Genomic DNA, 25,282 nt, shown 5'->3' with positions numbered 1-25,282 from the left:
TGGCATGGCGGACGTCAAAAAGGTAGTTCTGGCCTATTCCGGTGGCCTGGACACCTCGGTGATCCTCAAGTGGCTGCAAGATACCTACAACTGTGAAGTAGTGACCTTCACCGCCGATCTCGGCCAGGGCGAAGAGGTCGAGCCGGCCCGCGCCAAGGCCCAGGCCCTGGGCGTCAAGGAAATCTACATCGACGACCTGCGCGAAGAGTTCGTCCGCGACTTCGTCTATCCGATGTTCCGCGCCAACACCCTCTACGAAGGTGAGTACCTGCTGGGTACCTCCATCGCCCGTCCGCTGATCGCCAAGCGCCTGATCGAGATCGCCAACGAGACCGGCGCCGACGCCATTTCCCACGGCGCCACCGGCAAGGGCAACGACCAGGTGCGCTTCGAGCTGGGCGCCTATGCGCTGAAGCCGGGCGTCAAGGTCATAGCGCCGTGGCGCGAGTGGGACCTGCTGTCGCGCGAGAAGCTGATGGACTACGCCGAGAAGCACGCCATTCCGATCGAGCGCCACGGCAAGAAGAAGTCGCCGTACTCCATGGACGCCAACCTGCTGCACATCTCCTACGAGGGCGGTGTGCTGGAAGACACCTGGACCGAACACGAAGAAGACATGTGGCGCTGGACCAAGTCGCCGGAAGCGGCGCCGGACACCCCCACCTACATCGAGCTGAGCTACCAGGCCGGTGACATCGTCGCCATCGACGGCAAGGCCATGACCCCGGCCCAGGTGCTGGCCGAGCTCAATCGCATCGGCGGCGAGAACGGCATCGGTCGCCTGGACATCGTCGAGAACCGCTTCGTGGGCATGAAGTCGCGTGGCTGCTACGAAACCCCCGGCGGCACCATCATGCTCAAGGCCCACCGCGCCATCGAGTCGATCACCCTCGACCGCGAGGTGGCGCACCTGAAGGACGAGCTGATGCCGAAGTACGCCAGCCTGATCTACAACGGCTTCTGGTGGAGCCCGGAGCGTCTGATGCTGCAGCAGATGATCGACGCCTCGCAGGCCAACGTGAACGGCGTGGTCCGTCTGAAGCTGTACAAGGGCAACGTCATCGTCACCGGGCGCAAGTCTGACGATTCGCTGTTCGACGCCAACATCGCGACCTTCGAGGAAGATGGCGGCGCCTACAACCAGCAGGATGCGGCCGGCTTCATCAAGCTCAACGCCCTGCGCATGCGCATTGCCGCCGGCAAGGGCCGCAAGCTGGTCTGATAGACTGCCTGCACCGTGTCAGAGGAACCCCGGCCACGAGCCGGGGTTTCTTTTTAGAGCCGAGATCACGGCCAATCGCTGAGGAGAAACCTGATGAGACTGCTGCACACCATGCTGCGCGTCGGCGACCTGGACAAATCCATCGCCTTCTACACCGAGGTGCTGGGCATGACCCTGCTGCGCCGCAAGGACTACCCGGACGGCCAGTTCACCCTGGCCTTCGTCGGCTACGGCGACGAGGCGCACAACAGCGTGATCGAACTGACCCACAACTGGGGCGTGGACAGCTACGAGCTGGGCACCGGCTACGGCCATATCGCCCTGGAAGTCGAAGACGTCTACAAGGCCTGCGAGGACATCCGCGCTCGCGGCGGCAAGATTACCCGCGAGCCTGGGCCGATGAAGCACGGCAGCAGCATCCTGGCCTTCGTCGAAGACCCGGACGGCTACAAGATCGAGCTGCTGTCGCCGTCGCGTGCGGACTGACACTCCATAACGAAAAGCCCCGCATTCGCGGGGCTTTTTCATTCTCGACTCGACATTCAGATATCGAAATCGTATTCGGCCAGCTGCTTGTGCAGGCGACGCTCCTCGAGGAAGTTGTCGATGATACGGCGCTTGGTCAGGTTGGTCTTGGCGACTTCCACCGCAGGCTCGGCATCGTCCGATTCTTCCGCGACAAAGTCTTCGTCCAGCTCGAGGTCTTCTTTGTCAGTGCTCATTTATTTTCACTCCAGGCCAGATTACCAGGGCCATTTGCGCACCTTATAGCGGCAAAAATAGAGCGGGTAAAAAAGATTTTTTCAATCGGCGGATCGCGCGATTCAATGAGTCATCAATCGTCGGAAGTCTTCGCCTTGTATTCGCAGAGATCCTCGATGCGACAGGCGCCGCAGCGCGGTTTGCGCGCGGTGCAGACATAGCGGCCATGCAGGATCAGCCAGTGGTGGGCATCGAGCAGATAGTCCTTGGGCACGAACTTGAGCAGCTTCCTTTCCACTTCCAGCACGTTCTTGCCGGGGGCGATGCCGGTGCGGTTGCTGACGCGGAAGATGTGCGTGTCCACCGCCATGGCCAGCTGGCGGAAGGCGGTGTTGAGTACCACGTTGGCGGTCTTGCGGCCGACGCCGGGCAGGGCCTCGAGGTCCTCGCGATTGTCCGGCACCTGGCTGCCGTGTTTCTCGATGAGGATGCGGCAGGCCTCGATGACGTTCTTCGCCTTGCTGTTGTACAGGCCGATGGTCTTGATGTACTCGGAGAGGCCCTCGACGCCCAGGGCGTAGATCGCCTCCGGCGTGTTGGCCACCGGGAACAGCTTGGCCGTGGCCTTGTTGACGCTGACGTCGGTGGCCTGGGCGGACAGGGTCACCGCCACCAGCAACTCGAACGGCGTGCTGTAGGCCAGCTCGGTCTTGGGCTCGGGGTTGTCTTCGTGCAGGCGGCGGAAGATCTCCAGGCGCTTGGCGGCGTTCACTCGATCACCCCGGTGACCCGCACGCGACGACTCTGCACCGGCGCATCCGCCTGCGCCGCCTTGGCCTTCTCGGCCAGAACCTGATCGATGCGATTCTTGCCGGCGATCAGCAGGCCCAGGACGATAAAGGCGCCCGGCGGCAGGATCGCCAGCAGAAAGCCCTTGTAGTCGCTGACCAGGGTCAGCTGCCAGTCGGCCGCTACCGGGCCGAACAGCAGATGCATATTGGCGAACAGGGCGCCGGTGCCGAGCAACTCGCGCGCGGCGCCGATCAGCACCAGCACTATGCCGAAGCCCAGTCCCATCATCAGCCCGTCGTAGGCGGCGCGTGGCGGGGCGTTCTTCGCCGCGAAGCCGTCGGCGCGGCCGAGGATCACGCAGTTGGTGGTGATCAACGGGATGAAGATGCCGAGGATCTGGTACAGCTCGTAGGTGTAGGCCTGCATCAACAGCTCGATGCAGGTGGTCAACGCGGCGATTATCATGACGAAGGCCGGCAAGCGCACCGCGGTATTGACTACGCCGCGCACCAGCGACACGGCTGTGTTGGAGCAGACCAGCACCACCGCGCTGGCCAGCGCCAGGCCGAGGGCGTTGACCGTGGAGTTGCTCACCCCTAAAAGCGGACACAGGCCGAGCAACTGCACCAGTGCCGGGTTGTTCTTCCACAGACCGTTCAGGGTGATTTCTCGGTAGCTGGTCATTGCTCGTCCTCCGCCAGGCCCAGCAGCTGGGCGCGGTGCGCATCGAAGTACTGCAGGGCACCGTGCACGGCCTTGACCACCGCACGCGGGGTGATGGTGGCGCCGGCGAACTGGTCGAACTCGCCGCGATCCTTCTTCACCGCCCAGCCTTCTTCGCTCGGGTTCTCCAGGGATTTGCCGTCGAAGCCGCGAATCCACGGACTCTTGGTCAGCTCGATCTTGTCGCCCAGCCCTGGGGTCTCCCGGTGGCCGAGCACGCGCACGCCGGCCAGGCGACCATCGACGAAGATGCCGACCAACAGGTGGATGGCGCCGCTGTAGCCGTCCGGCGCGGTCACCGGCAGGATCAGCGCGCTGGGCTCCTCACCCTTGAGCGCCAGATAGGCCGACTGCGGGCTGCGATGGCCGAGTTCGCGGGCGTTGAGTTCGATGCGGTTGTCCAGCAGATGATTGTCGTAGCTGCCGGCCGGCAGGATCTCGCCCAGTGCCCGTACCTGCGCCTCGCGCTCTGCCGCGGCGATACGCTCGGCGGTGCCCTGCTGCAATAGGGATACGGCGCCCACCGTGACCACGGCGAACAGGCCCAGCACCAGGGCGTTCTTCAGCATCGAGCGGCTGATTTCCGGCAGCATGCTCATTCTCCCAGCTTGAAGCCGCTGTTGGGCTTGCGATGGCCGTAGGTGCGCGGCCGGGTGTAGTAGTCGATGGTCGGTGCGGCCAGATTCATCAGCAGCACGGCGAAGGCCACGGCGTCCGGGTAGCCGCCCCAGGCGCGAATCACGTAGACCAGCACGCCGACGCCGATGCCGAACACCAGGCGCCCGCGATTGCTGGTTGCGCCCGATACCGGGTCGGTGACGATGAAGAAGGCGCCGAGCATGGTGGCGCCGCTGAGCAGGTGAAACAGCGGCGAGCCGTTGGAATCCGAGCCGCTGCCATTCCAGAACAGCAGGCTCATCAGTGCCAGCGCGGCGAGCATGCCGAGCGGTGCGTGCCAGCTGAAGATGCGCTTGTGCAGCAGGTACAGTCCGCCGGCGAGAAACGCCAGGTTGACTGCCTCGCTGCCGGCACCGCCGAAGTGGCCGAAGGCCGGGTTGGCGGCACGCAGTTCATCCATGGTCAGGCTCTTGTTGACCTTCAGCGCGTCCAGCGCAGTGGCCTGGGCCCAGCCGTCGGGCAGGGTGGCTAGACCGAGCACCTGCTTGAGGCCATCGAGGGCGCCGACGCTGTGCAGCGCCGGCCAACTGGTCATCTCCACCGGGAAGGAGATCAGCACCACCACGTAGCCGAGCATCGCCGGGTTGAAGGGGTTCTGGCCGAGGCCGCCATAGAGCTGCTTGCCGAAGACGATGGCGAAGCCGCAGGCGATCAGGGTCAGCCACCAGGGCGCGTAGGGCGGCAGCGCCAGGGCCAGCAGCACGGCGGTCACCAGGGCGCTGTAGTCCTTGAGAAAGAACGCCAGCGGACGCTGGCGCGCGGCCAGGATCGCCGCCTCGAAGGCGAGGGCGAACAGGCTGGCCAGGGCCAGGTTGTACAGCGTGCCGGCGCCGAACAGCCAGGTCAGGGCGAGGATGCCCGGTACGGTGGCCAGCAGCACCTGCAGCATGACCTGCTGGGTACGGTTGCTGCCCTTGGCGTGGGGCGATGTGATGCGGGGCAGGGCCATCGGCGCTCCGGTTGTTGCTGTCGCGGCGCCTGGGTCAGGCGCGGGTTTCCCGGATTGCATCCGGGCTAGGGGTTGTCGCTTGTAGCCCGGATGCAATCCGGGACGATTGTTACGGTTGGTATGCGGCCAGTTGGCGTTCGGCCTCGGCCAGGCGTGTGCGGGCCTGTTCCAGTGCCTCGCCAGCGGCTCTTTCGTCACGCTCCAGCTTGCGCAGGTCGGCGCGGGCGAAGGCCACCTCGGTCTTCAGCGCTTTGAACTTTTCGTCCACGCCGGGACGTTCGGTGCGCACCAGCTCCGGCGCCGGCTTGCCCGAGGCCGCCTCGGCGGCATGCAGGGCCTGTTCGGCGGCCGCCAGGGCATCGCGCAGCGGCTGCAGCCCGGCTTCGTCGGCGCCGGCCTTCTCGGCCTTCTTCAGCTCGGCGCGCTTCATCGCCAGCTCGACCTTGGCCTTTTTCAGCGCCTCGTCGCCGGCCGGCTTGGTGGAGGGGGCGGGCGCCTGGCTTTGCAGGCTGGCCAGGGCCTTCTCGGCTTCTTCCAGCTGCTGGCGCACGCGGGCGATTTCCGCCTGCTGGTCGTCGTCCGGATTTTCGATCTTTTCCAGCTTGCGCAGCTGGGCCTTGAGCATGGCGGCGTCGACCTTGGCCTTTTTCAGCGCCTCGTCGCCGGCCGGTTTGGCGGCGGGCGCCTGGCTTTCCAGGCTGGCCAGGGCCTTCTCGGCTTCCTCCAGTTGCTGACGCACGCGGGCGATCTCGGCCTGCTGGTCGTCGTCCGGGTTTTCGATCTTTTCCAGCTTGCGCAGCTGGGCCTTGAGCATGGCGGCGTCGATCTTGGCCTTTTTCAGCGCCTCGTCGCCGGCCGGATTGGCGGCGGGCGCCTGGCTTTCCAGGCTGGCCAGGGCCTTCTCGGCTTCCTCCAGTTGCTGACGCACGCGGGCGATCTCGGCCTGCTGGTCGTCGTCCGGATTTTCGATCTTTTCCAGCTTGCGCAGCTGCGCCTTGAGCATGGCGGCGTCGATCTTGGCCTTTTTCAGTGCTTCGTCGCCGGCCGGCTTGGGCGCGGGGGCGGGCGCTACGACCTGGGCGTCGATCAGCGCCTTCTGCGCCGCTTCGGCGGCGGCGCGCAGCTCGGCGACCTGGGCCTGCAGCTCTGTGGTGTCGTGGGCCGCCAGTTGCTTTTCCGCCTTCTTCAGCGCGACCTGGGCCATGCTGGCTTCGATCTTCAGTTTCTTCAGCGCCTCGTCGGCCGGAGAGGCGGCGGCGGCCGGCGCTGCCTCGCCCTGCGCCGCCTTGGCGCGGGCAGCCTTTTCCGCGCGCGCCTTGCGCTCGGCTTCCTTCTGCTCTTCCGCGCGGCGCAGGCGTTCCTGGCGCTGCTCGAAGCGCTGCTTGGAGTGTTCGGCCTTGAGCTGCTTCTGTTCCAGTTCGCGGATGTCCGCCTTGGCCGCGCGGTAGTACTGCACCAGCGGAATGTTCGACGGGCAGACGTAGGCGCAGGCGCCGCATTCGATGCAGTCGAACAGGTTGTGCGCCTTGAGCTGCTCGTGCTCCTGGCCCAGGGCGAAGAAGTGCAGCTGCTGCGGCAGCAGGCTGGCCGGGCAGGCCTCGGCGCATTCGCCGCAGCGGATGCAGGGCAGCGCCGGCGGTGGCGGCGGCAGCTCGGCGGCGGTGCTGGCCAGCAGGCAGTTGGCGGTCTTGATCAGCGGCACCTCGAGGCTGGGCAGGGTGAAGCCCATCATCGGTCCGCCCATGATCAGGCGGTTGAGCTTGCCCTGATCCAGCCCGGCGAAGGCCAGCAGCTCGCTGACCTGCGTGCCGAGCAGCGCCTCGACATTGCCGGGGCGCGCCAGCGCCTCGCCGGTCAGGGTGGTGATGCGCGAGATCAGTGGCTTGCCGTGCACCACTGCGTCATGCACGGCCACGCAGGTGCCGACGTTCTGGCAGAGGATGCCGATATCCGCCGGCAGCCCGCCCGAAGGCACCTCGACGCCGGTGAGGATCTGGATCAGCTGCTTCTCGCCGCCGGAGGGGTATTTGGTGGGAAATACCCGCACCTGGTAGCTGCGCTCGCTGCAGGCGTCGCGCACCGCGGCGATGGCCTCGGGCTTGTTGTCCTCGATGCCGATCAGCACCTGATCCGGCTGGATCAGCTGCACCAGGATATCGACGCCGGAAACCAGCTCGCCGGCGCGTTCGCGCATCAGCCGGTCGTCGGCGGTGATATAGGGCTCGCACTCGGTGCCGTTGATGATCAGCGTATGGATCTTCTGCGTCGGCCGCGCGGTGAGCTTGACCGCGGTGGGGAAGCCGGCGCCGCCCAGGCCGCTGATGCCGGCGTCGCGGATCAGCGCCAGCAGCTCGCTGGATTCCATATGCCGGTAGTCGGGATGCGGCGTCAGCTCGGCCCACTCGTCCAGGCCGTCGCTGTCGATGACGATGGCCGGCGCCAGCATGCCGGAGACGTGCGGGTAGGGCTGAGGGCCGATGAAGTTGACCGTGCCGGAGGTCGGCGCATGCAACGGCGCGCTGACGAAACCTGTGGCCTCGGCGATCTTCTGTCCCTTGCGCACGCGCTCGCCGACCACCACGCAGGGCTCGGCGGCGGCGCCGATATGCTGGCCGAGCGGCAGTACCAGCCGCTTGGGCACGGGCATCTGCTGGATGGGCGTGCGGTTGGACAGCTCCTTGCGCTCGGCCGGATGGATGCCGCCGGGGATATCCCAGATACGCTCTTGTGCACTCATGCGGCCTGCTCCCGATCGCTGGCGATCAACTGGCCAGGCGCCAGCGGCTTGTCCCATTTCCAGCTCTGTACGCTACCGCCCACTTCGAGCATATCGATGCAGTCCACCGGGCAGGGCTCCACGCACAGGTCGCAGCCGGTGCACTCGCTGGCGATCACCGTGTGCATCTGCCGCGCCGCGCCGACGATGGCGTCGACCGGGCAGGCCTGGATGCACTTGGTGCAGCCGATGCACTCGGCCTCACGGATATAGGCGACCATCTGCGGCTTCTCGCCTTCCACCGCGTCCAGCGGTTCGGGCTCCACGTCCAGCAGGTCGGCCAAGGCCTGGATGGTCGCCTCGCCGCCGGGCGGGCACTTGTTGATCTTGTCGCCGCCGGCGATCGCCTCGGCGTAGGGCTTGCAGCCCGGGTAGCCGCACTGGCCGCACTGGGTCTGCGGCAGCAGGGCATTGATCTGCTCGGCGATGGGGTCGCCTTCGACCTTGAAACGCACCGCGGCGAAACCGAGGATGGCGCCGGCGATCAGGCACAGCGCGAGCAGGGCGGCGACGGCGACCAGTACCAGGCTCATAGCTTGATCAGCCCGGTGAAGCCCATGAACGCCAACGACATCAGTCCGGCGGTGATCATGCCGATGGCCGCGCCCTGGAAGGATTTCGGCACGTCGGCGATGGCGATGCGCTCGCGCATGGCTGCGAACAGCACCAGTACCAGGGAGAAGCCCAGGCCGGCGGCGAAGCCGTTGGCGGTGGCGGTGACGAAGGTGAACTCGGCCTTGTTGGCGTTGAGCAGGGCGACGCCGAGGACGATGCAGTTGGTGGTGATCAGCGGCAGGAAGATGCCCAGCACGCGGTACAGCAGCGGGCTGGTCTTGTTCACCACCATCTCGGTGAACTGCACGGTAACGGCGATCACCAGGATGAAGCTGATGGTGCGCAGGTATTCCAGATCCAGCGGTTTGAGCACGTACTGCTGCACCAGGTAGCTGCACATGGCGGCCAGGGTCAGCACGAATGTGGTGGCCAGCGAGAGGCCGATGGCCGTCTCGATCTTCTTCGACACGCCCATAAAGGGGCACAGGCCGAGAAACTGCACCAGCACGAAGTTGTTGACCAGGATGGCGCTGACCATGATCAGGACGAGTTCGGTCATCGGATTGCCGTTGTGCTCGAAAGGCCGGAGAAAAAGGGCGTCTATTATCGGGAAGCGCGCAGATGCAAACAAGCCGGCATCGGCCGGCCTGTTCGACGATCTTGAGTCTAGCGTGCGGTTATTTGACGCGCTGACCGGGCTTGGCGCCGTTGTCCGGGCTGAGCAGGTAGATCTCCTCGCCGCCCGGGCCGGCGGCCAGCACCATGCCTTCGCTGATGCCGAACTTCATCTTGCGCGGCGCCAGGTTGGCCACGTACAGGGTCAGGCGACCTTCCAGCTTGCGCGGGTCCGGGTAGGCGGACTTGATGCCGGAGAACACGTTGCGCTTGGCGTCGCCGATATCCAGGGTCAGGCGCAGCAGCTTGTCGGCACCCTCGACGAACTCGCACTTCTCGATCAGGGCGATGCGCAGGTCCACGGCGGCGAAGGCGTCGAAGTTGATCTCGGCGGCCAGCGGGTCCTTGGTCAGCTCGCCATTGCCGGTGGGCTTGGTGGCTTCGGCGGCGAGGTCTTCCTTGGAGGCTTCGGTCATGGCTTCGATCTTCGCGGGTTCGATACGGGTCAGCAGAGGGTTGAACGGGTTCAGCTGGTGGTTGGCTAGCGGGGTGGCCAGGTCGCTCCAGGTCAGCGGGGCGACGTTGAGGAAGGCCTCGGCGTCGGCGGCCAGCTTCGGCAGCACGGGTTTGAGCAGGATCACCAGCTGGCGGAACAGGTTGACGCCCAGGGCGCAGATTTCCTGCACCTCGGCCTGCTTGCCCTCGACCTTGTTCAGGGCCCAGGGCGCCTTGTCGGCGATCCAGGCGTTGGCGCGGTCGGCCAGGGCCATGATCTCGCGCATGGCGCGGGCGAAGTCGCGTGACTCGTAGGCGTCGGCGATGCTCGGGGTGGCGACCTGGAAGGCGGCCCACAGTTCCGGCTCGGGGTTGGCGGCGACCAGCACGCCGTTGTTGCCTTTATGGATAAAGCCGGCGCAGCGGCTGGCGATGTTGACCACCTTGCCGACCAGGTCGGAGTTGACCTTCTGCACGAAGTCCTCGAGGTTCAGGTCGAGATCGTCGACGCCGCGGCCCAGCTTGGACGCGTAGTAGTAGCGCAGGTACTCGGGGTTCAGATGGTCCAGGTAGGTGCGTGCCTTGATGAAGGTGCCGCGCGACTTGGACATCTTCTGGCCGTTGACGGTCAGGTAGCCGTGCACGTTGACCGCGGTGGGCTTGCGGTAGCCGGCGCCTTCGAGCATGGCCGGCCAGAACAGGGCGTGGAAGTTGACGATGTCCTTGCCGATGAAGTGGTACAGCTCGGCGGTCGAGTCCTTGCCCCAGAATGCGTCGAAGTCCAGCTCCGGGCGCTTGGAACACAGATTTTTAAAGCTGGCCATATAGCCGATCGGCGCGTCCAGCCAGACGTAGAAGTATTTGCCAGGCTCATCGGGGATCTCGAAGCCGAAGTAGGGCGCGTCGCGGGAGATGTCCCACTCCTGCAGGCCGCCGTCCAGCCATTCGGCGATCTTGTTGGCCACCGCCTCCTGCAGGGCACCGGAGCGGGTCCACTGCTTGAGCATGGCCTCGAAGTCCGGCAGCTTGAAGAAGAAGTGCTTGGACTCCCTGAGCACCGGCACGGCGCCGGAGATGGCCGAGCGCGGGTTCTTCAGCTCGGTGGGCTCGTAGGTGGCGCCGCACTTCTCGCAGTTGTCGCCGTACTGGTCCTCGGCCGCGCACTTGGGGCAGGTGCCCTTGATGAAGCGGTCGGCGAGGAACATGCCCTTCTCGGGGTCGAAGTACTGGGTCACCGCGCGGGTGGCGATATGGCCCTTGTCGCGCAGCGCCAGGTAGATCGACGAGGCCAGCTCGCGGTTCTCAATCGAGTGGGTCGAGTGGTAGTTGTCGAAGTCCACGCCGAAGTCGGCGAAGTCGGCGGTGTGCTCGGCCTGTACGTTGGCGATCAGCTGCTCGGGGGTGATGCCCTCCTTCTCGGCGCGCAGCATGATGGCCGAGCCGTGGGCATCGTCGGCGCACACATAGATGGCCTGGTTGCCGCGCAGTTTCTGGAAGCGCACCCACATGTCGGTCTGCACGTACTCGAGCATATGGCCGAGGTGGATCGAACCGTTGGCGTAGGGGAGGGCGCTGGTGACGAGAATCTTGCGGGCTTCGGTCATGGTGATCGGCTGCACTGGTAAAACGAGGGAAGTCGGCAACTATAAGGGAAGCGACAAGCTTCAAGCTACCTGCGCCACGGAAAAGCGCATGCTGCGTAGCGCGGGAGCGCTGCTGCTATGATGCCTGCCTGATTTTCTGCCTGTCTTCTGGAGTTCTTGCATGAGTGCCGTCACCCGCGAAGCGGTCGAAGCCTGCCTGCGTCAGTTCACCGACCCCCATCTCGATCAGGATCCGGTCAGCGCCGGCTGCCTGCGCGAGGTCGACATCCAGGGCGCGCGCGTCGCCGTGCGTCTGGAACTGGGTTATGCCGCCGGCCTGTTCAAGAACGGTTGGGCGCAGATGCTGCAGATGGCGCTGGAAAATCTCGACGGCGTCGACAGTGCACGCGTGCAGGTCGATTGCCTGATCGAGTCGCACCAGGGCCAGGCCCAGGTGCCGGCGCTGGCCGGGGTGAAGAACGTGATCGCCGTGGCCTCGGGCAAGGGCGGTGTGGGCAAGTCCACCACCGCGGCCAACCTGGCCCTGGCCCTGGCCCGCGAAGGCGCGCGGGTGGGCATCCTCGACGCCGATATCTACGGACCGAGCCAGGGCATCATGTTCGGCATCGCCGAAGGCACCCGGCCGCAGGTGCGCGAGCAGAAGTGGTTCGTGCCGCTCGAGGCGCATGGCGTCCAGGTGATGTCCATGGCCTTTCTCACCGACGACAACACCCCGATGGTCTGGCGCGGGCCGATGGTCAGCGGCGCGCTGCTGCAGCTGATCACCCAGACCGCCTGGAACGACCTCGATTACCTGGTGGTGGACATGCCGCCGGGCACCGGCGACATCCAGCTGACCCTGGCGCAGAAGGTGCCGGTGGCCGGCAGCGTGATAGTCACCACGCCGCAGGATCTGGCCCTGCTCGATGCCAAAAAGGGCGTGGAGATGTTCCGCAAGGTGCACATCCCGGTGCTGGGCGTGGTGGAGAACATGGCCGTGCACATTTGCTCCAATTGCGGTCATGCCGAGCACCTGTTCGGCGAGGGCGGCGGCGAGAAGCTGGCGGCGCATTACGGCGTCGAGTTGCTGGCGTCCCTGCCGCTGTCGATGGCCATCCGCATGCAGGCCGACGACGGCAAGCCGACCACGGTAGCCGACCCGGAAAGCCAGATCGCCATGATCTACCAGGATCTGGCGCGCAAGGTTGGCGCGCGTATCGCGCAGGCCGGCCAGGTCAGCATGCCGAGCATCGAGATCAGCGATGACTAAAGGCGGCCGCGTAGCGGCCTTCTGATGACCCACTCCCATTTATGGGAGACGACTGCATGGATGCAGGAGGTAGGGCGACGCCGGATGCCAAAGCCGAGGGTGCCTGAAGGGTGCGCGAGGGGAACACGCGCGGCGCGGTGTTGGCCTGACGATCCCTTCCCCGGCCCCTCTCCACTAGGTGTACCCCCAGCAAAGGGGAGAGGGGCGGCAGTCTGGGAGCGTGATTTTCTTGCAGCCATAAAAAAGCCCCGCACTAGGCGGGGCTTTTTTCAAGCAGGTCAGCTCAGGTTAGACAACCTGAACTTCCTCAGCCTGCATGCCTTTCTGGCCACGGGTGGCCACGAAAGTCACTTGCTGGCCTTCTTTCAGGCTCTTGAAACCATCGCTTTGGATGGCTTTGAAGTGTACGAACAGGTCGTCACCGGATTGCGGGGTGATGAAGCCGTAGCCTTTCTCATCGTTGAACCACTTGACGGTGCCAGTCTGACGATTGGACATGTGATGTCTCCTAACAAAAGTAATTACAGCCCTGGAAAAGCCCAGGCCGGGACTGAGTGCAACGAGTACTAGGAGTCGGACGATGTTTGGATCGAGATCTAGGCATCTAGTAGCGATTCGCGGTGACACATGCAGCACAGTGGGCACACCATACGTGTTTTTATCGTCGAGTGCGAATGCTGCGTGCGTCTTTCTTGCAAATAACTCGCGGCGGCCGGTCGCGACGCCGGTCGACAGCCTTTGAAGCGGGGCGCCGGGGTCGGTAAGATGCGCTCACTTTTTTCGCCACCGCCCATTCAGGACACCTCGCCATGAGCATCAAATCGGACAAGTGGATTCGCCGCATGGCTCTCGAGCACGGCATGATCGAGCCCTTCGTCGAGCGCCAGGTGCGCACCGAAGGCAACGAGCGGCTGATCTCCTACGGCGTGTCCAGCTACGGCTACGACGTGCGCTGCGCCGACGAATTCAAGGTGTTCACCAACATCAACTCGGCCACTGTCGACCCGAAGAACTTCGATGAGAAGAGCTTCGTCGACGTGAAGAGCGACGTCTGCATCATCCCGCCGAACTCCTTCGCCCTGGCCCGTACCGTGGAGTTCTTCCGCATCCCGCGCGACGTGCTGACCATCTGTCTGGGCAAGAGCACCTATGCGCGCTGCGGCATCATCGTCAACGTCACGCCGCTGGAGCCGGAGTGGGAAGGCCACGTGACCCTGGAGTTCTCCAACACCACCACCCTGCCGGCGAAGATCTACGCCAACGAGGGCGTGGCGCAGATGCTGTTCCTGCAGTCGGACGAGGCCTGCGAGGTGTCGTACAAGGATCGCGGCGGCAAGTACCAGGGCCAGCTGGGCGTGACCCTGCCCAAGGCCTGAATGGCCGCTGCATCCGAAAAAGCCGAGCCTCTGCTCGGCTTTTTCGTCTTTGCCCCGCTCGATAAGCGGCTGGCGACGAGCGGTTAGCCGTTTGCCAGCCGGCGCTGTGCCTCAGGGGTCCTGTGCGGCCTTGCGCTGCTGGGCGTAGTGCTTGAGCACGTCGCCGAGTGCGGCAGTCAGCACGGCCGTGGAGACGCCGAACATAAGGATGCCGTTGGTCGCCTCCAGTGCGCTCAGCAGCTGCCGCGGCGGGGAGAGCACCAGATCGCCGTAACCCAGGGTGGAAAAGGTCACGCCGGAGAAGTACAGGGCCTGGGCAAAGGTTTCGAATTCGCCGAGCACGACGTACAGCCCGGCCCAGATGCTCATCTGCAGGAAGTTGCCGAACAGCATGAACAGCATCACCAGGCTCAGGGTCAGGATGGTGCTGCCGAGCGATGGCCGGCTCAGGCCATGCCGGTAGTCGATGTAACGACGCAGGCTGAGGGCGACCATCGCGGCCTGCAGCAGCAGGCACAGCATGGTTATGGGCAGGCCGATCAGCAGGTTCAGGAACATGGCTTTTCCTCATGGGGCATGGTGACGCGCCGGTCGATCAGGTAAACCGCCGCGCAGGCGTACAGGGTGACGAGGACGAACAGGCCCATGCGGATGGCGAAGGCGCTGTAGACATCCTTGCCGAGGGCGCTGTCCTGTACCGACTGGCCCAGCAGGATGATCAGGGTCATCGCGCTGTTCAGCCAGAAGCCGGGGCTCAGGCGGTTGGCCACCAACTGGTAGAGGCGCCGTGCCAGCAGCAGGATGAACAGCAGCATCAGCAGGAAGAACAGCCACAGGTGCGGCAGGATGCTCAGCAGTGCCCAGAAGGCGATGGCCAGTGCGCCGCCGAGCAGGGTCGAGCCGAGCAGTTCCCGGCCGGCGTCGCGGGCGCTGGTGCCGCACACCTGCTGGCCGAGGCTGGCCGCTTTCATCACCAGCGGTATGTAGCTGGCGGGGTCGATCAGCGCCAGCAGCCAGGCCGGCAGCACCACCAGCATGGCGCGCAGGGCGATCCACTCGGAACGCGCCTGACCCATGGCCGCCGGCTTGGCGGCGGGCGGCAGTCCTGCGGGTTCGGGAAACAGCCAGTGGCTGATCGCCACGCACAGGGTCGTCAGTAGCACGGCCTTGATCAGCGCGATCACCACTTCCTGGCCGAGCGCCATGGAGCTGGTTCCGGCGGCGGTAATCAGGGTCAGGCCGATGACCTGCAAGGTCGACAGCAGGCCATTGCCGCCGCGCAGGGCGAAACGAAAGCTGAAGAACAGGCCGAGTGCCACCAGCAGCACGCCGCTGAACGGCGAGTGACGCAGCAGCGGGCTCAGCAGCAGGCCGCTGCCGCAGGTCAGGGCGGCCACCAGGGCCAGGCTCAGGCCGCCCCTGAGGGTCAGTGGCTGGTTGCTCATCGCCAGCAGGAGCAGCACCAGCACCGGCGTGAGAAAAGGCAGCGACAGGCCCAGGCCGAAGCCCAGCACGGTGCCACAGGCCACCCCGCAGGCCAGGCGCAGGGCGCGCTGCGGGCGCGGATCGGTCGGGCCGGCCATCAGTAGGCGAACGACAGCCAGCTCATCACGCGCAGAAAGGCGCGGCCGAGCAGGTTCAGTGGGTTGCCCTCGCTGGGGAAGGCCATCACCTCGGCCTGGCCGCCGACGCGCAGGCCCTGGTAGTCGCCCAGTTCGCCCTCGGCGAACTCGATGATCACCGGGAAGCGTTGCGCCGCACGCAGCCAGTCGCGGCTGTTCTCCACCGTCGGCAGGCTGCCGGGCGGGGTGCTCTGGCCGACGCTGATGCCGTAACCGATGCTGCGTACCTTGCCGCGGTAGACGTGGCCGGGGCGGGCATCGAGGACGATGGCGACCGGCGTGCCGGGTTGCAGGTGGCCGAGGTTGTTCTCGGTCATCTCGGCGTTGATCCACAGGTCGCTGAGGGCGATCAGGGTCAGTTGCGGGCTGCCGGCACCGGCGAACTGGCCGGCCTCGATGCGCAGGTCGGTGACCAGGCCGGCGGAGGTGGCACGCACCTGGGTCTTGGTCAGGTCCAGCTCGGCCTTTTCCACGGCTGAGGCGGCGCTGCGCAGGCGCGCGTTGTCTTCGCCACTGCCGCCTTCGCTCTCGCGGGCTTGTTCGACCTGGGCTGCGGCGGCGGCGACCTGGGCGCTGGCCTGGATCAGGCTGGCGCGGGAAACCTCCAGGCGGCGCAGGGAAATGGTGCCAGGGTCTTCGCGATACAGGCGCTCCAGGCGGTCGCGATCCTGCCGGGCCTTGAGCTCGCCGGCCTGGGCGGCGCGCAGGTTGGCCAGCGCCGCATCGATCCCGGCGGTGCTGGCGCCGACCTGACCGCGCATGTTTTCCAGCTCGGCACGAGCCTTGGCCACGGCGATCTCGTAGGGCTCCGGGTCGAGTTCGAACAACACCTGGCCGGTTTCGACCATCTGGTTGTTGCCGACCCGTACCTGGGTAACCCTGCCGGCCACTTCCGGGGCCACCGCCACCACATAGGCCTGCACCCGGGCCTGCTGGGTATAGGGGGTGAAGCGGTCGGCCAGCAGGTACCAGAGTAGGCTCAGGCCGATCAGCACGAGCACGATGCGCACGCCCAGGCGGCTGGGGTCGGACTGTTTGGCCTGGTCATTCATTGGCGGGGGTCTCCGCTTGGTCGGTGTCGTCGAGCAACTCGCCCCAGTCGGTGCGCTTTTGCATCTGCGCACGGGTGGTGGGGTCGAGCAACGGCTGGGCGCTGGTCCAGCCACCGCCCAGGGCGCGATAGAGGTCGATCAGGCTGCCGACGGCATCGCTGCGCGCCACCAGGTAACCGTCCTGCTGGGCGAACAGGGCGCGCTGGGCGTCCAGCACGCGCTGGAAGTCGGAATAGCCCTCGCGGTACTGGGCGCTGGCCAGGGTCAGCGAGCGCTCCGCCGAGTAGGCAGCCTCGCGCAGGATGCGTTCGCGCTCCAAGGCGTTGAGCAGGCCGGTGGCGGCGTCGTCGGCCTCGCGGGCGGCCTGGTGCACGCGATCGCGGTAGGCCACGATCAGCTGCTGCAGGCGGGCGTCCTGCACGCGCACGTTGTTGCGCAGGCGGCCGTGGTCGAACAGGTTCCAGGTCAGGCTCGGGCCGCCGCCCAGGCTGAGGGTGTCCGAGCTGCCGTCCAGGCTGCTGGCCGACCAGCCGATGCTGCCGAGCAGGCTGATCGAGGGATAGAGGTCGGTTTCCGCCACGCCGATCAGCGCCGACTGGGCGGCGACCTGCAGCTCGGCGGCGCGCACGTCGGGGCGCCTTAACAGCAGGGTGGCCGGCACGTCGTCGATCAGTGCCTGGTCGACCAGGGGAATCAGGCCGGTCTGCTCTTTCAATTCGGCCAGTCCGCCGGGCGGCAGGCCGAGCAAGACGGCGATGACGTTGCGGGTCTGCGCGACCTGGGTTTCGAACTCGGGAATGCTGCTCAGGGTGCCCAGGTACTGGGTCTTGGCCTGTTGCAGGTCGAGTTCGTCGCTGTTGCCGCTGCTGAACAGCCGCTCGGTGATCTGCAGGCTGCGTAGTTGTCGCTTGGCGTTGTCGCGGGCGATACGCAGGCGCGCCTCGGCCGTGCGCAGGCTGAAGTAGCTCTGCGCGACCTGGGCGCGCAGCAGCACCAGGGCGTCCTGGTAGTTGGCATGGGCGGCGAAGTAGGCGGCGTCGGCGGACTCGATGGCACGGGCGTAGCGGCCCCAGAAGTCCAGCTCCCAGCCGATGTCGAAACCGGCGCCGTGCTGCCAGCTGTGCAGATCCTGCGGGTTGTCGCCATCGTACTGGTTGCGATCCAGGTACAGCGCATCGGCGCTGGCCTGCTGCACCTGCGGGTAGCGCCCGCTGCGGGCGATGCCGAGCTGGGCGCGCGCCTCGAGGATGCGCAGGGCGGCGATGCGCAGGTTGGGGTTGCCGGCATCGGCCAGCTCGATCAGGTGGTTGAGCACCGGGTCGTCGAACAGCCGCCACCATTGGTGGTTGTCCGCATGGGCCTGTCGGGTGCTGGCCGTGCTCAGCGCGCTGCTTTGCCAGTGCTCGATCCAGTCTTGGCGCGGCGATTGGAAGTCCGGTCCCAGGCGCACGCAGCCGCCAAGGGCGGCTGCGGCCAGCAGCAGCCAGGCCGGGTGGTGGTCAGGCCTCATCCTGTGGCTCGGGCAGCGCGTCGGCCGGTTGCTGGTCGACCCACTGCCAGAACAGCTTGTAGCCGACGGCCAGCAGCACCGGGCCGATGAACAGGCCGATGATGCCGCCGACCACCATGCCGCCCAGAGCGCCGATCAGGATCACCGGCATCGGCACGTCCACGCCGCGGCCGAGCAGCAACGGCTTGAGCACGTTGTCCGCCAGACCGGCGAAGAAGGTATAAATAGCGAAGATGATGGTGGCCAGGGTGGCGCCTTCGGCGAAGAACACATAGGCGATCACCGGCAGGGTGATCAGCGTGGCCGGCAACTGCGTGATGCCGAGGATCAGGACCGCGAGGGCCAGCAGACCTGCGCCCGGCACGCCTTTGAGAATGAAGCCGGCAGCAATAAGCAGCATCTGGATGAAGGCGATGCCGATTACGCCCTGGGCGACTGCACGGATAGTGGCGGTGCACAGGGCAACCATATCTCTGCCATGCCCTTCTGCAACGACCCGGTTGGCGATGCGCAGGGCACTCTGATGGCCGCTTTGGCCGTAGCTCATGATGATGCCGGCGATGATCAGTGCGCCGATGAACGCCAGCAGCCCCACGCTGGCCCCCGCCAGTTTGCCCAGCAGGCCCAGCGCAGCCCCCTTCAGATGCGGAGCCGCCTGTTGCAGTGCGCTGGTGACGTCGGACGCGATTTGCGCCCAGAAGGCGTACAGTGGCTTGCCGATCAACGGCCAGTCCGCCACGTTGGGCGGTGGGGCGGGGATGTGCACGCCATCGGCCTTGATCACGGCGATGACGCTCTCCACCGACTCGGTCAGCGAGGCGCCGAGCAGGTAGGTGGGTACCAGCAGGATGGCGACGGCGATGATCACCAGCAGGGTGGCGGAGCGTCCCTCACCGCCGCCGATGCGGCGTTTGAGCATACCGTGCAGCGGATAAAGGGTGACGGCGAGAATCAGGGACCAGGCCATCAGGCTGAGAAAAGGGCGGAAAATTTCATAGCAGGCGACCACCAGGGTGGCAATCAGACCGGCACGGATCAGTGTGTCGAGCAGGGTGCGGGGGAGGCGCGGATCTATCGGGCGGAGAGTGGCCATAAGGCAATCCTTTCCAGAGTCTGCTGGGGGCAGCCCGCCTCGCTGGACGGGCCATGCCAGTCAGCGTAGTTGGCTCCGCCCAACCCTGCTATGGCCCTCTGCCATGCCTGTTTCCCGGGGATCCGGCCTCGGCTTGCGTGGCACCTCTTCGACGATGATGTGAATTCTTCCTCCGTGACGAACTCTACCTTTGAGAGTTCGTCACGGAGATTGCCAGCATGACTGCGTTGTTCCTCTTTGCCGGACGGCATCTCGCGATGCCGGGCGGCGGTATTCCCCATCAACCCGACCCCGACACGCCTGAGGTGCCTGAGGAGCCGGGCGAGCCAACCATTCCCGATCACCCGCCGCCTAGTCCCGTCGCTTGAACTAGGAGTGTCGGGGTTATGGCACCAGCGGCAATTCGCGCTTGTGGCGGGTGTTGTCGTAGGTGCGCACGATGGTGGCATAGGCTGCCTCGCTGACCGGCTCGCCGTGCAGGAAGGCGTCGATCTCGGCGTAAGTGACGCCGTGGGCCTCCTCGTCCGGCTTGCCCGGGCGCAATTCTTCCAGGTCGGCGGTGGGCGTTTTCATCACCAGGTGCTGCGGTGCGCCGAGATGTTTGGCAATGGCGCGCACCTGGCTTTTGACCAGGCCGGACAGCGGCGCCAGGTCACAGGCACCATCGCCGAACTTGGTGAAGAAGCCCATGACCGCCTCGGCGGCGTGGTCGGTGCCGATCACCAGGCCGTTGTTGGCGTTGGCGATGGCGAACTGGGCGACCATGCGGATGCGCGCCTTGATATTGCCGACCACGAAATCGCGACGGGCATCGCTCAGTTTCTGCAGGTGGGTGACCTGCTCGCCGAGGCCCAGCACGCTGTCGGCGATATTGACCGTGTCTTCCTCGTCGGCGCGGATGAATTTCAGCGAATCCTGCGCGTCGTGCTCGTCGTGCTGGGCGTTGTGCGGCAGGCGCACGGCGATAAAGCGATACGCCGAGTCTCCCGTTTCGGCGCGCAACTCCTCGACCGACAACTGGGCCAGGCGGCCGGCGGTCAGCGAGTCGACACCGCCGCTGATGCCCAGCACAAGCACCTTCAGCCCCGAGTTGCGTAGGCACTGCTTGATAAAGGTCTTGCGCCGTTCGATCTCGGCGAGCAGGGCCGCCTCATCGGCGAAGGGGGGCACGACCTCCAGGGCGGCGGCGATTTCGGCTTGGCGGTTGCTCATCTCGGGCTCCTTGGCGCGGCTAGCCGCTGCAAAGCGGCAAACGGAAAGCGCTAAAGCTTACGATCATCCGTCGGAAAAGTGCAGGCTGGACAGCGTCGCAGACGCAGGTAGGCGCCTTGATGGGCGAGGCTGCGGGTTCGGCGGGCAAAAGAAAAGGCGCCAGTGGCGCCTTGAAACGATGATCTATGGAGTAAGTCGACTATTCAGAGCGTGGCGTGCCGCGCCTGGTTCGGCGCGACCCGACGAACGGTCGTCATCTGGCCGGCATCAGCAGCAGACGCTGATTGCCATAGACCTTGTCCAGGTTCTCCGGCTGGAACGGGAAGCTCATATAGCCGCCTTTCAGCCAGGCCTCGATGCCGTCGGCATAATGCGCGCTGGCCGGATTGCCCGACTGGCCGGAGCTGTTGAGGCCGAGCAGCGGCTCGGCGGCGGCGAAATCCACCACGATGCGCATGGCCGGGATCAGCCAGGTGTCGAAGTCCTGCCCCCAGCTATAGGCGGAGACGTTGAGGGTGCTGTGGTCGCCGCCGGCCGGGTAGGGACCGCGGTCGAGATAACCCTTGAGTGCATTGATGCCGGCGCGCTGGCTGGCTCCCATGTGCGGCGCCAGGCGGGTGGCGTCGCTGATCCATTCGTAGCGGTGCAGCTTGCCCCATTGCCAGGCGTTGCGCTCGCGGCCCAGGCGAGCCTCCAGCAGGTCGATGCTGGCGGCCAGGCTGCGGGCGAGGATGGCCGGTTTGTCCTCGGCTTGCGGCGTGCGTGTGTCGTTCCAGAACGGGCTGTCCGCGCGGCCGAGCAGGTGGTCGGCTTGCGCGGAGTAGGAGGCGTTGGCGGTCTGCACCAGTGTCTGCCAGGCCGGGTTGCTCTCCGGGCCCAGTTCGTCGAGGAAGATCTGCCGCGCGCTCTCATGCAGGAAGGCGCCATAGATCGCCGCATCGGCGGAGCTGGCGGCCAGCCTGCCGTCGAACGCCAGCAGGCGTTTCAGCGCCTCCTCGGCGCGTTCGCGCTGGCCGCTCGGCAGAGCGGCGATGGCCGCGCGCAGCGGTTCCTGCATCCCTGGGTCGGCGAACATCGCCTGCAGCTTGGCGACGAAGGGCGAGTGCTGGTCGTACTGCATGGCGATCATGCTGCGCCCATCGTGGCGGCCGCTGCCGGCCAGGTCGGCGATGCGCTCGGCGCGTTCGGGGTAGAACCAGGAGCTGGACAGCTGCATGCCATAGCCAGGCTGCACGCTGCGCTGGTTGGCGGTGCCCAGCCAGCCCTGTGGCGGGTCCTGGTCGTAGGGATGGAGCATCGGTTCGGCGTAGCCGTCCCAGTCGTAGCGCCCGTCCCAGGCGGGCGAGGGCAGCAGGCCACGGCCTTCGCGGCGATTGGGATAGCGGCCGGTGACCTGCCAGCCGATGTGCTGGGCGTCGGCGAAGAGGATATTCAGCGGCATGGCGCGAATCTCGCGGGCGGCCTCGAAGGCCTGATCCACCGACTGCGCGCGGGACAGGTCGAAGAAGGCGTCGAGGCTGGCGTCGCGCTCGAACTGGGTGGTCTTGAGCGCCAGGCCGTGGCCGCTCTCCAGGCGCATCGGCTGCAGCGCGTGCTTTCGCTCGCCGAGCACCGAGTTGAGCAGCGGGCCGTTGCGGGTCTCGTAGAGGGTTTCGCGGATCGGCCGCTGACCCTTGATGAAGAAGGTCTCCTGGCGTTCGCGTGCCGGCAGCCACTGGCCGTCAGCCAGGTACAGCAGGCGGCCGCCTTCGCGCTTGACGCGTTCGAGGAACAGGTCCTGGTTGTCGCCCATGACCATGGTCATGCCCCAGGCCAGCTTGCCATTGTATCCGGCGACCACCGCCGGCACGCCGGCCAGCGAGATGCCGGCGGCCTGGTACTTGGGCGAGCGGATCTGCACGAAATTCCACAGCGAGGGCATCGCCAGCGGCAGGTGGGTATCGTTGGCCAGCAGGCTCTTGCCGCCGCGCGTACGCTCGGGGGCGATGGCCCAGTTGTTCGAGGCGGCGACGCCGAGCATATGCTGCTCGGCGATCTGCGCGGCCGTGCGGGAGATCGCCTGCAGGCCCGGCAGCTGGCCCTTGAGGTCGAGGCCGGCGAGCTTCTGCGCCTCGTCGAACGGCAGCGGCTCGTCGGGGTAGATCGGCAACAGCCAGGGCAGCTTGTCGGCGCCGACCTGCTGGGCCATGGCCAGCGCCGCGATCTCTTCCTGCAGATTGACCGCCAGGCCGAAGTTGAGCAGGCACAGCAGCAGCACCGAATCTTCTGGTTTCCAGTAGGCCGGCCGGTAGCCGGACTCCACCAGATCCATCGGCAGGCGCTCGCGGTAGCGGAACATATAAGCGTTGACGCCGCGCGCGTAGACCTCGAAGAAGCGTTTCAGGCGCGGCGAGGCGCCGGCATAGAGCGCCTCGGCGCTGCGCTTGAGGTTCACCGCGCGCATGAACCTGTCCATCTCCAGCACGCCGGGGCCGGCCATTTCCGCCAGGCGCCCTTCGGCCAGCAGACGCATGCCGACCATCTGGCCGAGGCGGTCGCCGGCATGCACGTAGCCCAGGGCGAACAGCGCATCGTGGAAGGTGCCCGACTCGATCAGCGGCATGCCGAGGGCGTTGCGGCGGATCGAGGCGCTTTCCGCCAGGCCCTGGATGCGTTCCACGCCGCGTGTCGGCGGCACGCTGTCGGCGTAGCGACTGTTGAGCAGGGACTGGCAGCCGGCGAGGCCGGTCAGCGAAGCGGCAAGGGTCAGGCAGGCCAGCATGCGCATGGCGAAATTCCTTGGCGGGCGATAGGTCGGGCGTGGCGGCTGCGCGCAACGGGCCGATCGTTGCCGATCGGCCATGAAGTCGCCACGGTAATGAGCGGCGCAGAGCCTGGCAAGAGGCGCTCAGGCGTTTCGCCGAGCGCTCTTCAGCCCCTCGTCGAGCAGCCAGCGCGCGGCCGTGCGGGCGGCGGCCTTGTGCTGCAGCTCCAGTTCGTTGAAGCGCTTCTCGAAGCGCCGCCGCTCGTTCTTGTCCAGCGCCTTCCAGGCGCCGTGGGTGGGCACCTCGGCGGTGGCCTCGAACAGCAGGTGGAACACCTGGCAGCGGCTGTCGCGGCTCAGTTCGCTGTCGTAGTTGTCCAGCAGTACCTTGATGCGGATGGCGCCTTCGATCAGCGGCAGCTGCTCGTCGAGCAGGCTGCCGGCGAGAATCGTCAGGTCGCCGCCGAGGCGCTGCTGGCGCTCCTGCTGGGCGGCGGCCTGGCTGCGTTGCTGCGCCCAGACGCGGCGCCAGAGATGCAAGGCATAGGCGGCCAGAGCCGCGATCAGCAGCCCGGCGAGCAGCAGGGCGAGGGTCGATGCACTCATCGGGGCTTCAGGCGCCGTGGCACTTCTTGAATTTCTTCTGGCTGCCGCAGGGGCAGGGGTCGTTGCGGCCGACGTTCTTCAGGGCGTTGCGCACCGGCTCCTGATGGTCGTGGTTGCAATGCGGGCCATGCACGTGGCCATGATCGTGATGGTGGTCGTGATCGTGGTTGCAGTCGGGGCCGTGGACGTGGGGTTGGTTGCTCATGGCGGTTACTCCGGGATGAAATCGCCGGGAATTATCTCGCCATTGCGCGATACATGCACGCTGCGGCCGAACAGCATGCCGGTTTTCACCTCGCCCTGCAGGCGGTAGCGGATCGGCTGGTCGGGTTTCTCCAGCGCCTTGACGATCTGCCGGACGTGGCGCCAGAGGTTGGTGCGCACCGGGACGTCGAAGTGATGGCGGCCATGCGCGGGTACGCTGAACCACTCGTTGGAATGGCCCTCGGCGAGCATCATCTCGTTGAGATGGACGCTGTAGTCGAGACCGCGAACCGGCAGGCTGACGTTGTTGGGATTGTCGATTCGGAAGTACAGGCGAAACTCCTGCTCGAGCAGCCTCGCCTTGATCACATCAACTTTGACGAGTTGGACGTCCGGGTCCTTGAAGCCACCCGTCATCCAGGTGGAGCATCCTGCGAGGCCCGAGAGCAGGCCGAAAAACATCAATAGGCTGATAATTCTTATCGTTTGCGCCTGAGAAAGCATTTCATACCCCCAATAACGTCCCCAGTGTAACAAGCAACCGCTCGGCTGCAACCTAGGGGCCGCATCATTATTTTCACTCGGCCGCCGCCGCAGGTTCGTTGCGATGCGCCTGCAGGCTCGGGATGCGACGCCAGCGGTGTCGGCGGCAAAAAACCTGCGCCATACTGAGGGCCGAATAGGACAGGAGTGTGACCATGAGTCGCTACGAGATCGCCTTCTCCGGGCAGTTGGTGCCGGGCGCCCAGCCGGAGCAGGTCAAGGCCAACCTGGCCAGGCTGTTCCAGGCCGACACGCAGCGCATCGCCCAGTTGTTTTCCGGACGCCGCATCGTGATCAAGAGCAATCTCGATGCGGCCGCTGCGCAGAAGTACCGCGTCACCCTGGAGCGTGCCGGGGCGCGGGTGGAGGTGGTCGATATGGGCTTGCCGGTGGAAGAGGTGGAGTTGGCGCCCCCTCTGGTTGGCGAGCCGGTGCCCCTGGCCGCCGCCATGCCTCGCGGGCGCCTGCAGGTGGCGCCGCGCGATGAGTACATGGCGGCCTTCAGCGACGTGGATGCGCCGGACTTCGGCATCGCCCCGGTCGGCGCCGATCTGCAGGATGCCAAGCCGGCTGCCGCAGCGCCGAGGGTCGACCTGTCGCAGTTCAGCCTGGCACCGGTCGGCAGTGACATGGGCCAGGCCCGGGGCGAACCGGCCGCGCCAGCGCCGGATACCTCGCACCTGAAATTGCAGGAATGATGCCGGGTCCGCGGCTGCGGACCCGGTCGTTGCAGATCGCCCTGCACTTGGCCGCGGCCTGCTCGGGCTGGAGCTTGCGCACCGAGACGAAGAACAGCTCGCAGGTCTGCAGCTTGTCGGTGATCGGCCATTTCTGCGTGCAGGCATCCAGCGTCCGCTGCGGATCGCCGGCGGGTCGCTGGCCTTGGCCTCGGCGTAGCCATCGCGTGCCAGGCTCTGATCGAGGTAGTGCTGCACCTTCTGCTCCAGCGTCCAGTCGCGGT

General features: G+C 66.1%; 26 protein-coding genes. 6 read left to right on the top strand and 20 right to left on the bottom strand.

The features are described 5' to 3' along the window. The first annotated feature begins 4 nt into the window (after positions 1–4). Together ACUTAF_RS12605 and gloA are read left to right on the top strand one after the other, a co-directional pair. Positions 5–1,222 (top strand): argininosuccinate synthase, encoded by a 1,218-nt coding sequence (locus ACUTAF_RS12605; protein ID WP_445580283.1) that lies wholly within the window; start codon positions 5–7, stop codon positions 1,220–1,222. A 93-nt stretch (positions 1,223–1,315) separates the two neighbouring features. Then, entirely contained in the window at positions 1,316–1,708 is a 393-nt protein-coding gene (gene gloA, locus ACUTAF_RS12600) for a lactoylglutathione lyase (RefSeq protein WP_445580282.1), read from the top strand. Positions 1,709–1,764: 56 nt separating this feature from the next. Here gloA and ACUTAF_RS12595 read toward each other — a convergent pair whose 3' ends face one another. From ACUTAF_RS12595 to metG, 9 genes are all read right to left on the bottom strand, one after another. Then, positions 1,765–1,944 carry a PA3496 family putative envelope integrity protein gene (locus ACUTAF_RS12595; RefSeq protein WP_017677837.1) on the bottom strand — a complete coding sequence of 60 codons (180 nt, stop codon included), beginning with the start codon at positions 1,942–1,944 and terminating at the stop codon, positions 1,765–1,767. A gap of 113 nt (positions 1,945–2,057) precedes the next feature. Beyond that, on the bottom strand, positions 2,058–2,696 hold the full coding sequence (gene nth, locus ACUTAF_RS12590) for an endonuclease III (RefSeq protein WP_445580281.1): 639 nt from the start codon (positions 2,694–2,696) through the stop codon (positions 2,058–2,060). After that, a complete protein-coding gene (locus tag ACUTAF_RS12585; protein ID WP_445580280.1) occupies positions 2,693–3,400 on the bottom strand; it encodes an electron transport complex subunit E in 708 nt (235 codons plus the stop codon). The genes nth and ACUTAF_RS12585 overlap by 4 nt, the downstream gene beginning before the upstream one ends. Then, positions 3,397–4,032 carry an electron transport complex subunit RsxG gene (gene rsxG, locus ACUTAF_RS12580; protein WP_445580279.1) on the bottom strand — a complete coding sequence of 212 codons (636 nt, stop codon included), beginning with the start codon at positions 4,030–4,032 and terminating at the stop codon, positions 3,397–3,399. Before rsxG ends, ACUTAF_RS12585 begins: the two co-directional genes overlap by 4 nt. A 2-nt stretch (positions 4,033–4,034) precedes the next feature. After that, positions 4,035–5,066 (bottom strand): RnfABCDGE type electron transport complex subunit D, encoded by a 1,032-nt coding sequence (locus ACUTAF_RS12575; protein WP_445580278.1) that lies wholly within the window; start codon positions 5,064–5,066, stop codon positions 4,035–4,037. Positions 5,067–5,175: 109 nt separating this feature from the next. Continuing rightward, on the bottom strand, positions 5,176–7,803 hold the full coding sequence (gene rsxC, locus ACUTAF_RS12570; RefSeq protein ID WP_445580277.1) for an electron transport complex subunit RsxC: 2,628 nt from the start codon (positions 7,801–7,803) through the stop codon (positions 5,176–5,178). Continuing rightward, positions 7,800–8,375, bottom strand: coding sequence for an electron transport complex subunit RsxB (gene rsxB, locus ACUTAF_RS12565; protein WP_445580276.1), 576 nt, complete (start codon positions 8,373–8,375; stop codon positions 7,800–7,802). The genes rsxC and rsxB overlap by 4 nt, the downstream gene beginning before the upstream one ends. Further along, complete coding sequence (gene rsxA / locus ACUTAF_RS12560) at positions 8,372–8,956, bottom strand: electron transport complex subunit RsxA (protein ID WP_445580275.1); 585 nt, start codon at positions 8,954–8,956, stop codon at positions 8,372–8,374. Before rsxA ends, rsxB begins: the two co-directional genes overlap by 4 nt. A gap of 118 nt (positions 8,957–9,074) precedes the next feature. Beyond that, positions 9,075–11,111, bottom strand: a complete 2,037-nt coding sequence (gene metG, locus ACUTAF_RS12555) for a methionine--tRNA ligase (protein ID WP_445580274.1) — start codon at positions 11,109–11,111, stop codon at positions 9,075–9,077. Between the two features lie 160 nt (positions 11,112–11,271). On the opposite strand from metG, the gene apbC reads away from it, so the two are divergent. Next, entirely contained in the window at positions 11,272–12,360 is a 1,089-nt protein-coding gene (gene apbC / locus ACUTAF_RS12550) for an iron-sulfur cluster carrier protein ApbC (RefSeq protein ID WP_445580273.1), read from the top strand. Between the two features lie 288 nt (positions 12,361–12,648). On the opposite strand, the gene ACUTAF_RS12545 is transcribed toward apbC, so the two are convergent. Next, complete coding sequence (locus tag ACUTAF_RS12545; RefSeq protein WP_004423761.1) at positions 12,649–12,858, bottom strand: cold-shock protein; 210 nt, start codon at positions 12,856–12,858, stop codon at positions 12,649–12,651. 311 nt (positions 12,859–13,169) lie between these two features. On the opposite strand from ACUTAF_RS12545, the gene dcd reads away from it, so the two are divergent. Next, on the top strand, positions 13,170–13,736 hold the full coding sequence (gene dcd / locus ACUTAF_RS12540) for a dCTP deaminase (protein WP_021446086.1): 567 nt from the start codon (positions 13,170–13,172) through the stop codon (positions 13,734–13,736). 111 nt (positions 13,737–13,847) lie between these two features. Here the strand turns inward: dcd and ACUTAF_RS12535 are convergent, their stop codons facing one another. Genes ACUTAF_RS12535 through ACUTAF_RS12515 form a run of 5 tightly spaced genes read right to left on the bottom strand, consistent with a single transcriptional unit; the run spans position 13,848 to position 19,013 of the window. Next, positions 13,848–14,294: a potassium channel family protein gene (locus ACUTAF_RS12535; protein ID WP_445580272.1), complete on the bottom strand. Its 447-nt coding sequence runs from the start codon at positions 14,292–14,294 to the stop codon at positions 13,848–13,850. Then, a complete protein-coding gene (locus ACUTAF_RS12530) occupies positions 14,285–15,319 on the bottom strand; it encodes a DUF2955 domain-containing protein (protein ID WP_445580271.1) in 1,035 nt (344 codons plus the stop codon). The genes ACUTAF_RS12535 and ACUTAF_RS12530 overlap by 10 nt, the downstream gene beginning before the upstream one ends. Continuing rightward, positions 15,319–16,410 carry an HlyD family secretion protein gene (locus ACUTAF_RS12525; RefSeq protein WP_445580270.1) on the bottom strand — a complete coding sequence of 364 codons (1,092 nt, stop codon included), beginning with the start codon at positions 16,408–16,410 and terminating at the stop codon, positions 15,319–15,321. Before ACUTAF_RS12525 ends, ACUTAF_RS12530 begins: the two co-directional genes overlap by 1 nt. After that, positions 16,403–17,920, bottom strand: a complete 1,518-nt coding sequence (locus tag ACUTAF_RS12520) for an efflux transporter outer membrane subunit (RefSeq protein WP_445580269.1) — start codon at positions 17,918–17,920, stop codon at positions 16,403–16,405. Before ACUTAF_RS12520 ends, ACUTAF_RS12525 begins: the two co-directional genes overlap by 8 nt. Further along, on the bottom strand, positions 17,910–19,013 hold the full coding sequence (locus tag ACUTAF_RS12515) for an AI-2E family transporter (RefSeq protein ID WP_445580268.1): 1,104 nt from the start codon (positions 19,011–19,013) through the stop codon (positions 17,910–17,912). The genes ACUTAF_RS12520 and ACUTAF_RS12515 overlap by 11 nt, the downstream gene beginning before the upstream one ends. Before the next feature lie 218 nt (positions 19,014–19,231). On the opposite strand from ACUTAF_RS12515, the gene ACUTAF_RS12510 reads away from it, so the two are divergent. After that, positions 19,232–19,381: a hypothetical protein gene (locus tag ACUTAF_RS12510; protein WP_445580267.1), complete on the top strand. Its 150-nt coding sequence runs from the start codon at positions 19,232–19,234 to the stop codon at positions 19,379–19,381. Positions 19,382–19,397: 16 nt separating this feature from the next. On the opposite strand, the gene nadE is transcribed toward ACUTAF_RS12510, so the two are convergent. The 5 genes from nadE to ACUTAF_RS12485 all read right to left on the bottom strand — a co-directional run bounded on the left by nadE (position 19,398) and on the right by ACUTAF_RS12485 (position 24,282). Next, entirely contained in the window at positions 19,398–20,225 is an 828-nt protein-coding gene (gene nadE / locus ACUTAF_RS12505) for an ammonia-dependent NAD(+) synthetase (protein ID WP_445580266.1), read from the bottom strand. A gap of 253 nt (positions 20,226–20,478) precedes the next feature. Beyond that, positions 20,479–22,992, bottom strand: coding sequence for a penicillin acylase family protein (locus ACUTAF_RS12500; RefSeq protein WP_445580265.1), 2,514 nt, complete (start codon positions 22,990–22,992; stop codon positions 20,479–20,481). A 120-nt stretch (positions 22,993–23,112) separates the two neighbouring features. Continuing rightward, entirely contained in the window at positions 23,113–23,574 is a 462-nt protein-coding gene (locus tag ACUTAF_RS12495) for a DUF2489 domain-containing protein (RefSeq protein ID WP_445580264.1), read from the bottom strand. Between the two features lie 7 nt (positions 23,575–23,581). Further along, positions 23,582–23,779 carry an SEC-C metal-binding domain-containing protein gene (locus ACUTAF_RS12490; RefSeq protein ID WP_445580263.1) on the bottom strand — a complete coding sequence of 66 codons (198 nt, stop codon included), beginning with the start codon at positions 23,777–23,779 and terminating at the stop codon, positions 23,582–23,584. Positions 23,780–23,784: 5 nt separating this feature from the next. Then, complete coding sequence (locus ACUTAF_RS12485) at positions 23,785–24,282, bottom strand: LEA/WHy family protein (protein WP_445580262.1); 498 nt, start codon at positions 24,280–24,282, stop codon at positions 23,785–23,787. A gap of 194 nt (positions 24,283–24,476) precedes the next feature. Between ACUTAF_RS12485 and ACUTAF_RS12480 the strand changes: the two genes are divergently transcribed. Further along, positions 24,477–25,019, top strand: a complete 543-nt coding sequence (locus tag ACUTAF_RS12480) for a hypothetical protein (RefSeq protein WP_445580261.1) — start codon at positions 24,477–24,479, stop codon at positions 25,017–25,019. Positions 25,020–25,282: the final 263 nt, after the last annotated feature.

This window comes from Pseudomonas sp. SP16.1 (assembly GCF_052682975.1).
Note: the sequence above shows the minus strand (reverse complement) of the source record. Positions and strands in the feature narration are given on the sequence as shown.

Coding starts and splice junctions, on each gene's coding strand:
- rsxB (WP_445580276.1), bottom strand. CDS start 8,375: ATGAGCCTGGTACTGGTCGCCGTCGCCGCCCTGCTCGCGCTGTGCCTG.
- ACUTAF_RS12495 (WP_445580264.1), bottom strand. CDS start 23,574: ATGAGTGCATCGACCCTCGCCCTGCTGCTCGCCGGGCTGCTGATCGCG.
- ACUTAF_RS12485 (WP_445580262.1), bottom strand. CDS start 24,282: ATGCTTTCTCAGGCGCAAACGATAAGAATTATCAGCCTATTGATGTTT.
- ACUTAF_RS12535 (WP_445580272.1), bottom strand. CDS start 14,294: ATGTTCCTGAACCTGCTGATCGGCCTGCCCATAACCATGCTGTGCCTG.
- ACUTAF_RS12595 (WP_017677837.1), bottom strand. CDS start 1,944: ATGAGCACTGACAAAGAAGACCTCGAGCTGGACGAAGACTTTGTCGCG.
- ACUTAF_RS12575 (WP_445580278.1), bottom strand. CDS start 5,066: ATGGCCCTGCCCCGCATCACATCGCCCCACGCCAAGGGCAGCAACCGT.
- nadE (WP_445580266.1), bottom strand. CDS start 20,225: ATGAGCAACCGCCAAGCCGAAATCGCCGCCGCCCTGGAGGTCGTGCCC.
- ACUTAF_RS12520 (WP_445580269.1), bottom strand. CDS start 17,920: ATGAGGCCTGACCACCACCCGGCCTGGCTGCTGCTGGCCGCAGCCGCC.
- ACUTAF_RS12510 (WP_445580267.1), top strand. CDS start 19,232: ATGACTGCGTTGTTCCTCTTTGCCGGACGGCATCTCGCGATGCCGGGC.
- ACUTAF_RS12605 (WP_445580283.1), top strand. CDS start 5: ATGGCGGACGTCAAAAAGGTAGTTCTGGCCTATTCCGGTGGCCTGGAC.
- ACUTAF_RS12500 (WP_445580265.1), bottom strand. CDS start 22,992: ATGCGCATGCTGGCCTGCCTGACCCTTGCCGCTTCGCTGACCGGCCTC.
- gloA (WP_445580282.1), top strand. CDS start 1,316: ATGAGACTGCTGCACACCATGCTGCGCGTCGGCGACCTGGACAAATCC.
- ACUTAF_RS12515 (WP_445580268.1), bottom strand. CDS start 19,013: ATGGCCACTCTCCGCCCGATAGATCCGCGCCTCCCCCGCACCCTGCTC.
- ACUTAF_RS12585 (WP_445580280.1), bottom strand. CDS start 3,400: ATGACCAGCTACCGAGAAATCACCCTGAACGGTCTGTGGAAGAACAAC.
- apbC (WP_445580273.1), top strand. CDS start 11,272: ATGAGTGCCGTCACCCGCGAAGCGGTCGAAGCCTGCCTGCGTCAGTTC.
- dcd (WP_021446086.1), top strand. CDS start 13,170: ATGAGCATCAAATCGGACAAGTGGATTCGCCGCATGGCTCTCGAGCAC.
- ACUTAF_RS12490 (WP_445580263.1), bottom strand. CDS start 23,779: ATGAGCAACCAACCCCACGTCCACGGCCCCGACTGCAACCACGATCAC.
- rsxC (WP_445580277.1), bottom strand. CDS start 7,803: ATGAGTGCACAAGAGCGTATCTGGGATATCCCCGGCGGCATCCATCCG.
- rsxA (WP_445580275.1), bottom strand. CDS start 8,956: ATGACCGAACTCGTCCTGATCATGGTCAGCGCCATCCTGGTCAACAAC.
- ACUTAF_RS12525 (WP_445580270.1), bottom strand. CDS start 16,410: ATGAATGACCAGGCCAAACAGTCCGACCCCAGCCGCCTGGGCGTGCGC.
- rsxG (WP_445580279.1), bottom strand. CDS start 4,032: ATGCTGCCGGAAATCAGCCGCTCGATGCTGAAGAACGCCCTGGTGCTG.
- metG (WP_445580274.1), bottom strand. CDS start 11,111: ATGACCGAAGCCCGCAAGATTCTCGTCACCAGCGCCCTCCCCTACGCC.
- ACUTAF_RS12480 (WP_445580261.1), top strand. CDS start 24,477: ATGAGTCGCTACGAGATCGCCTTCTCCGGGCAGTTGGTGCCGGGCGCC.
- ACUTAF_RS12545 (WP_004423761.1), bottom strand. CDS start 12,858: ATGTCCAATCGTCAGACTGGCACCGTCAAGTGGTTCAACGATGAGAAA.
- ACUTAF_RS12530 (WP_445580271.1), bottom strand. CDS start 15,319: ATGGCCGGCCCGACCGATCCGCGCCCGCAGCGCGCCCTGCGCCTGGCC.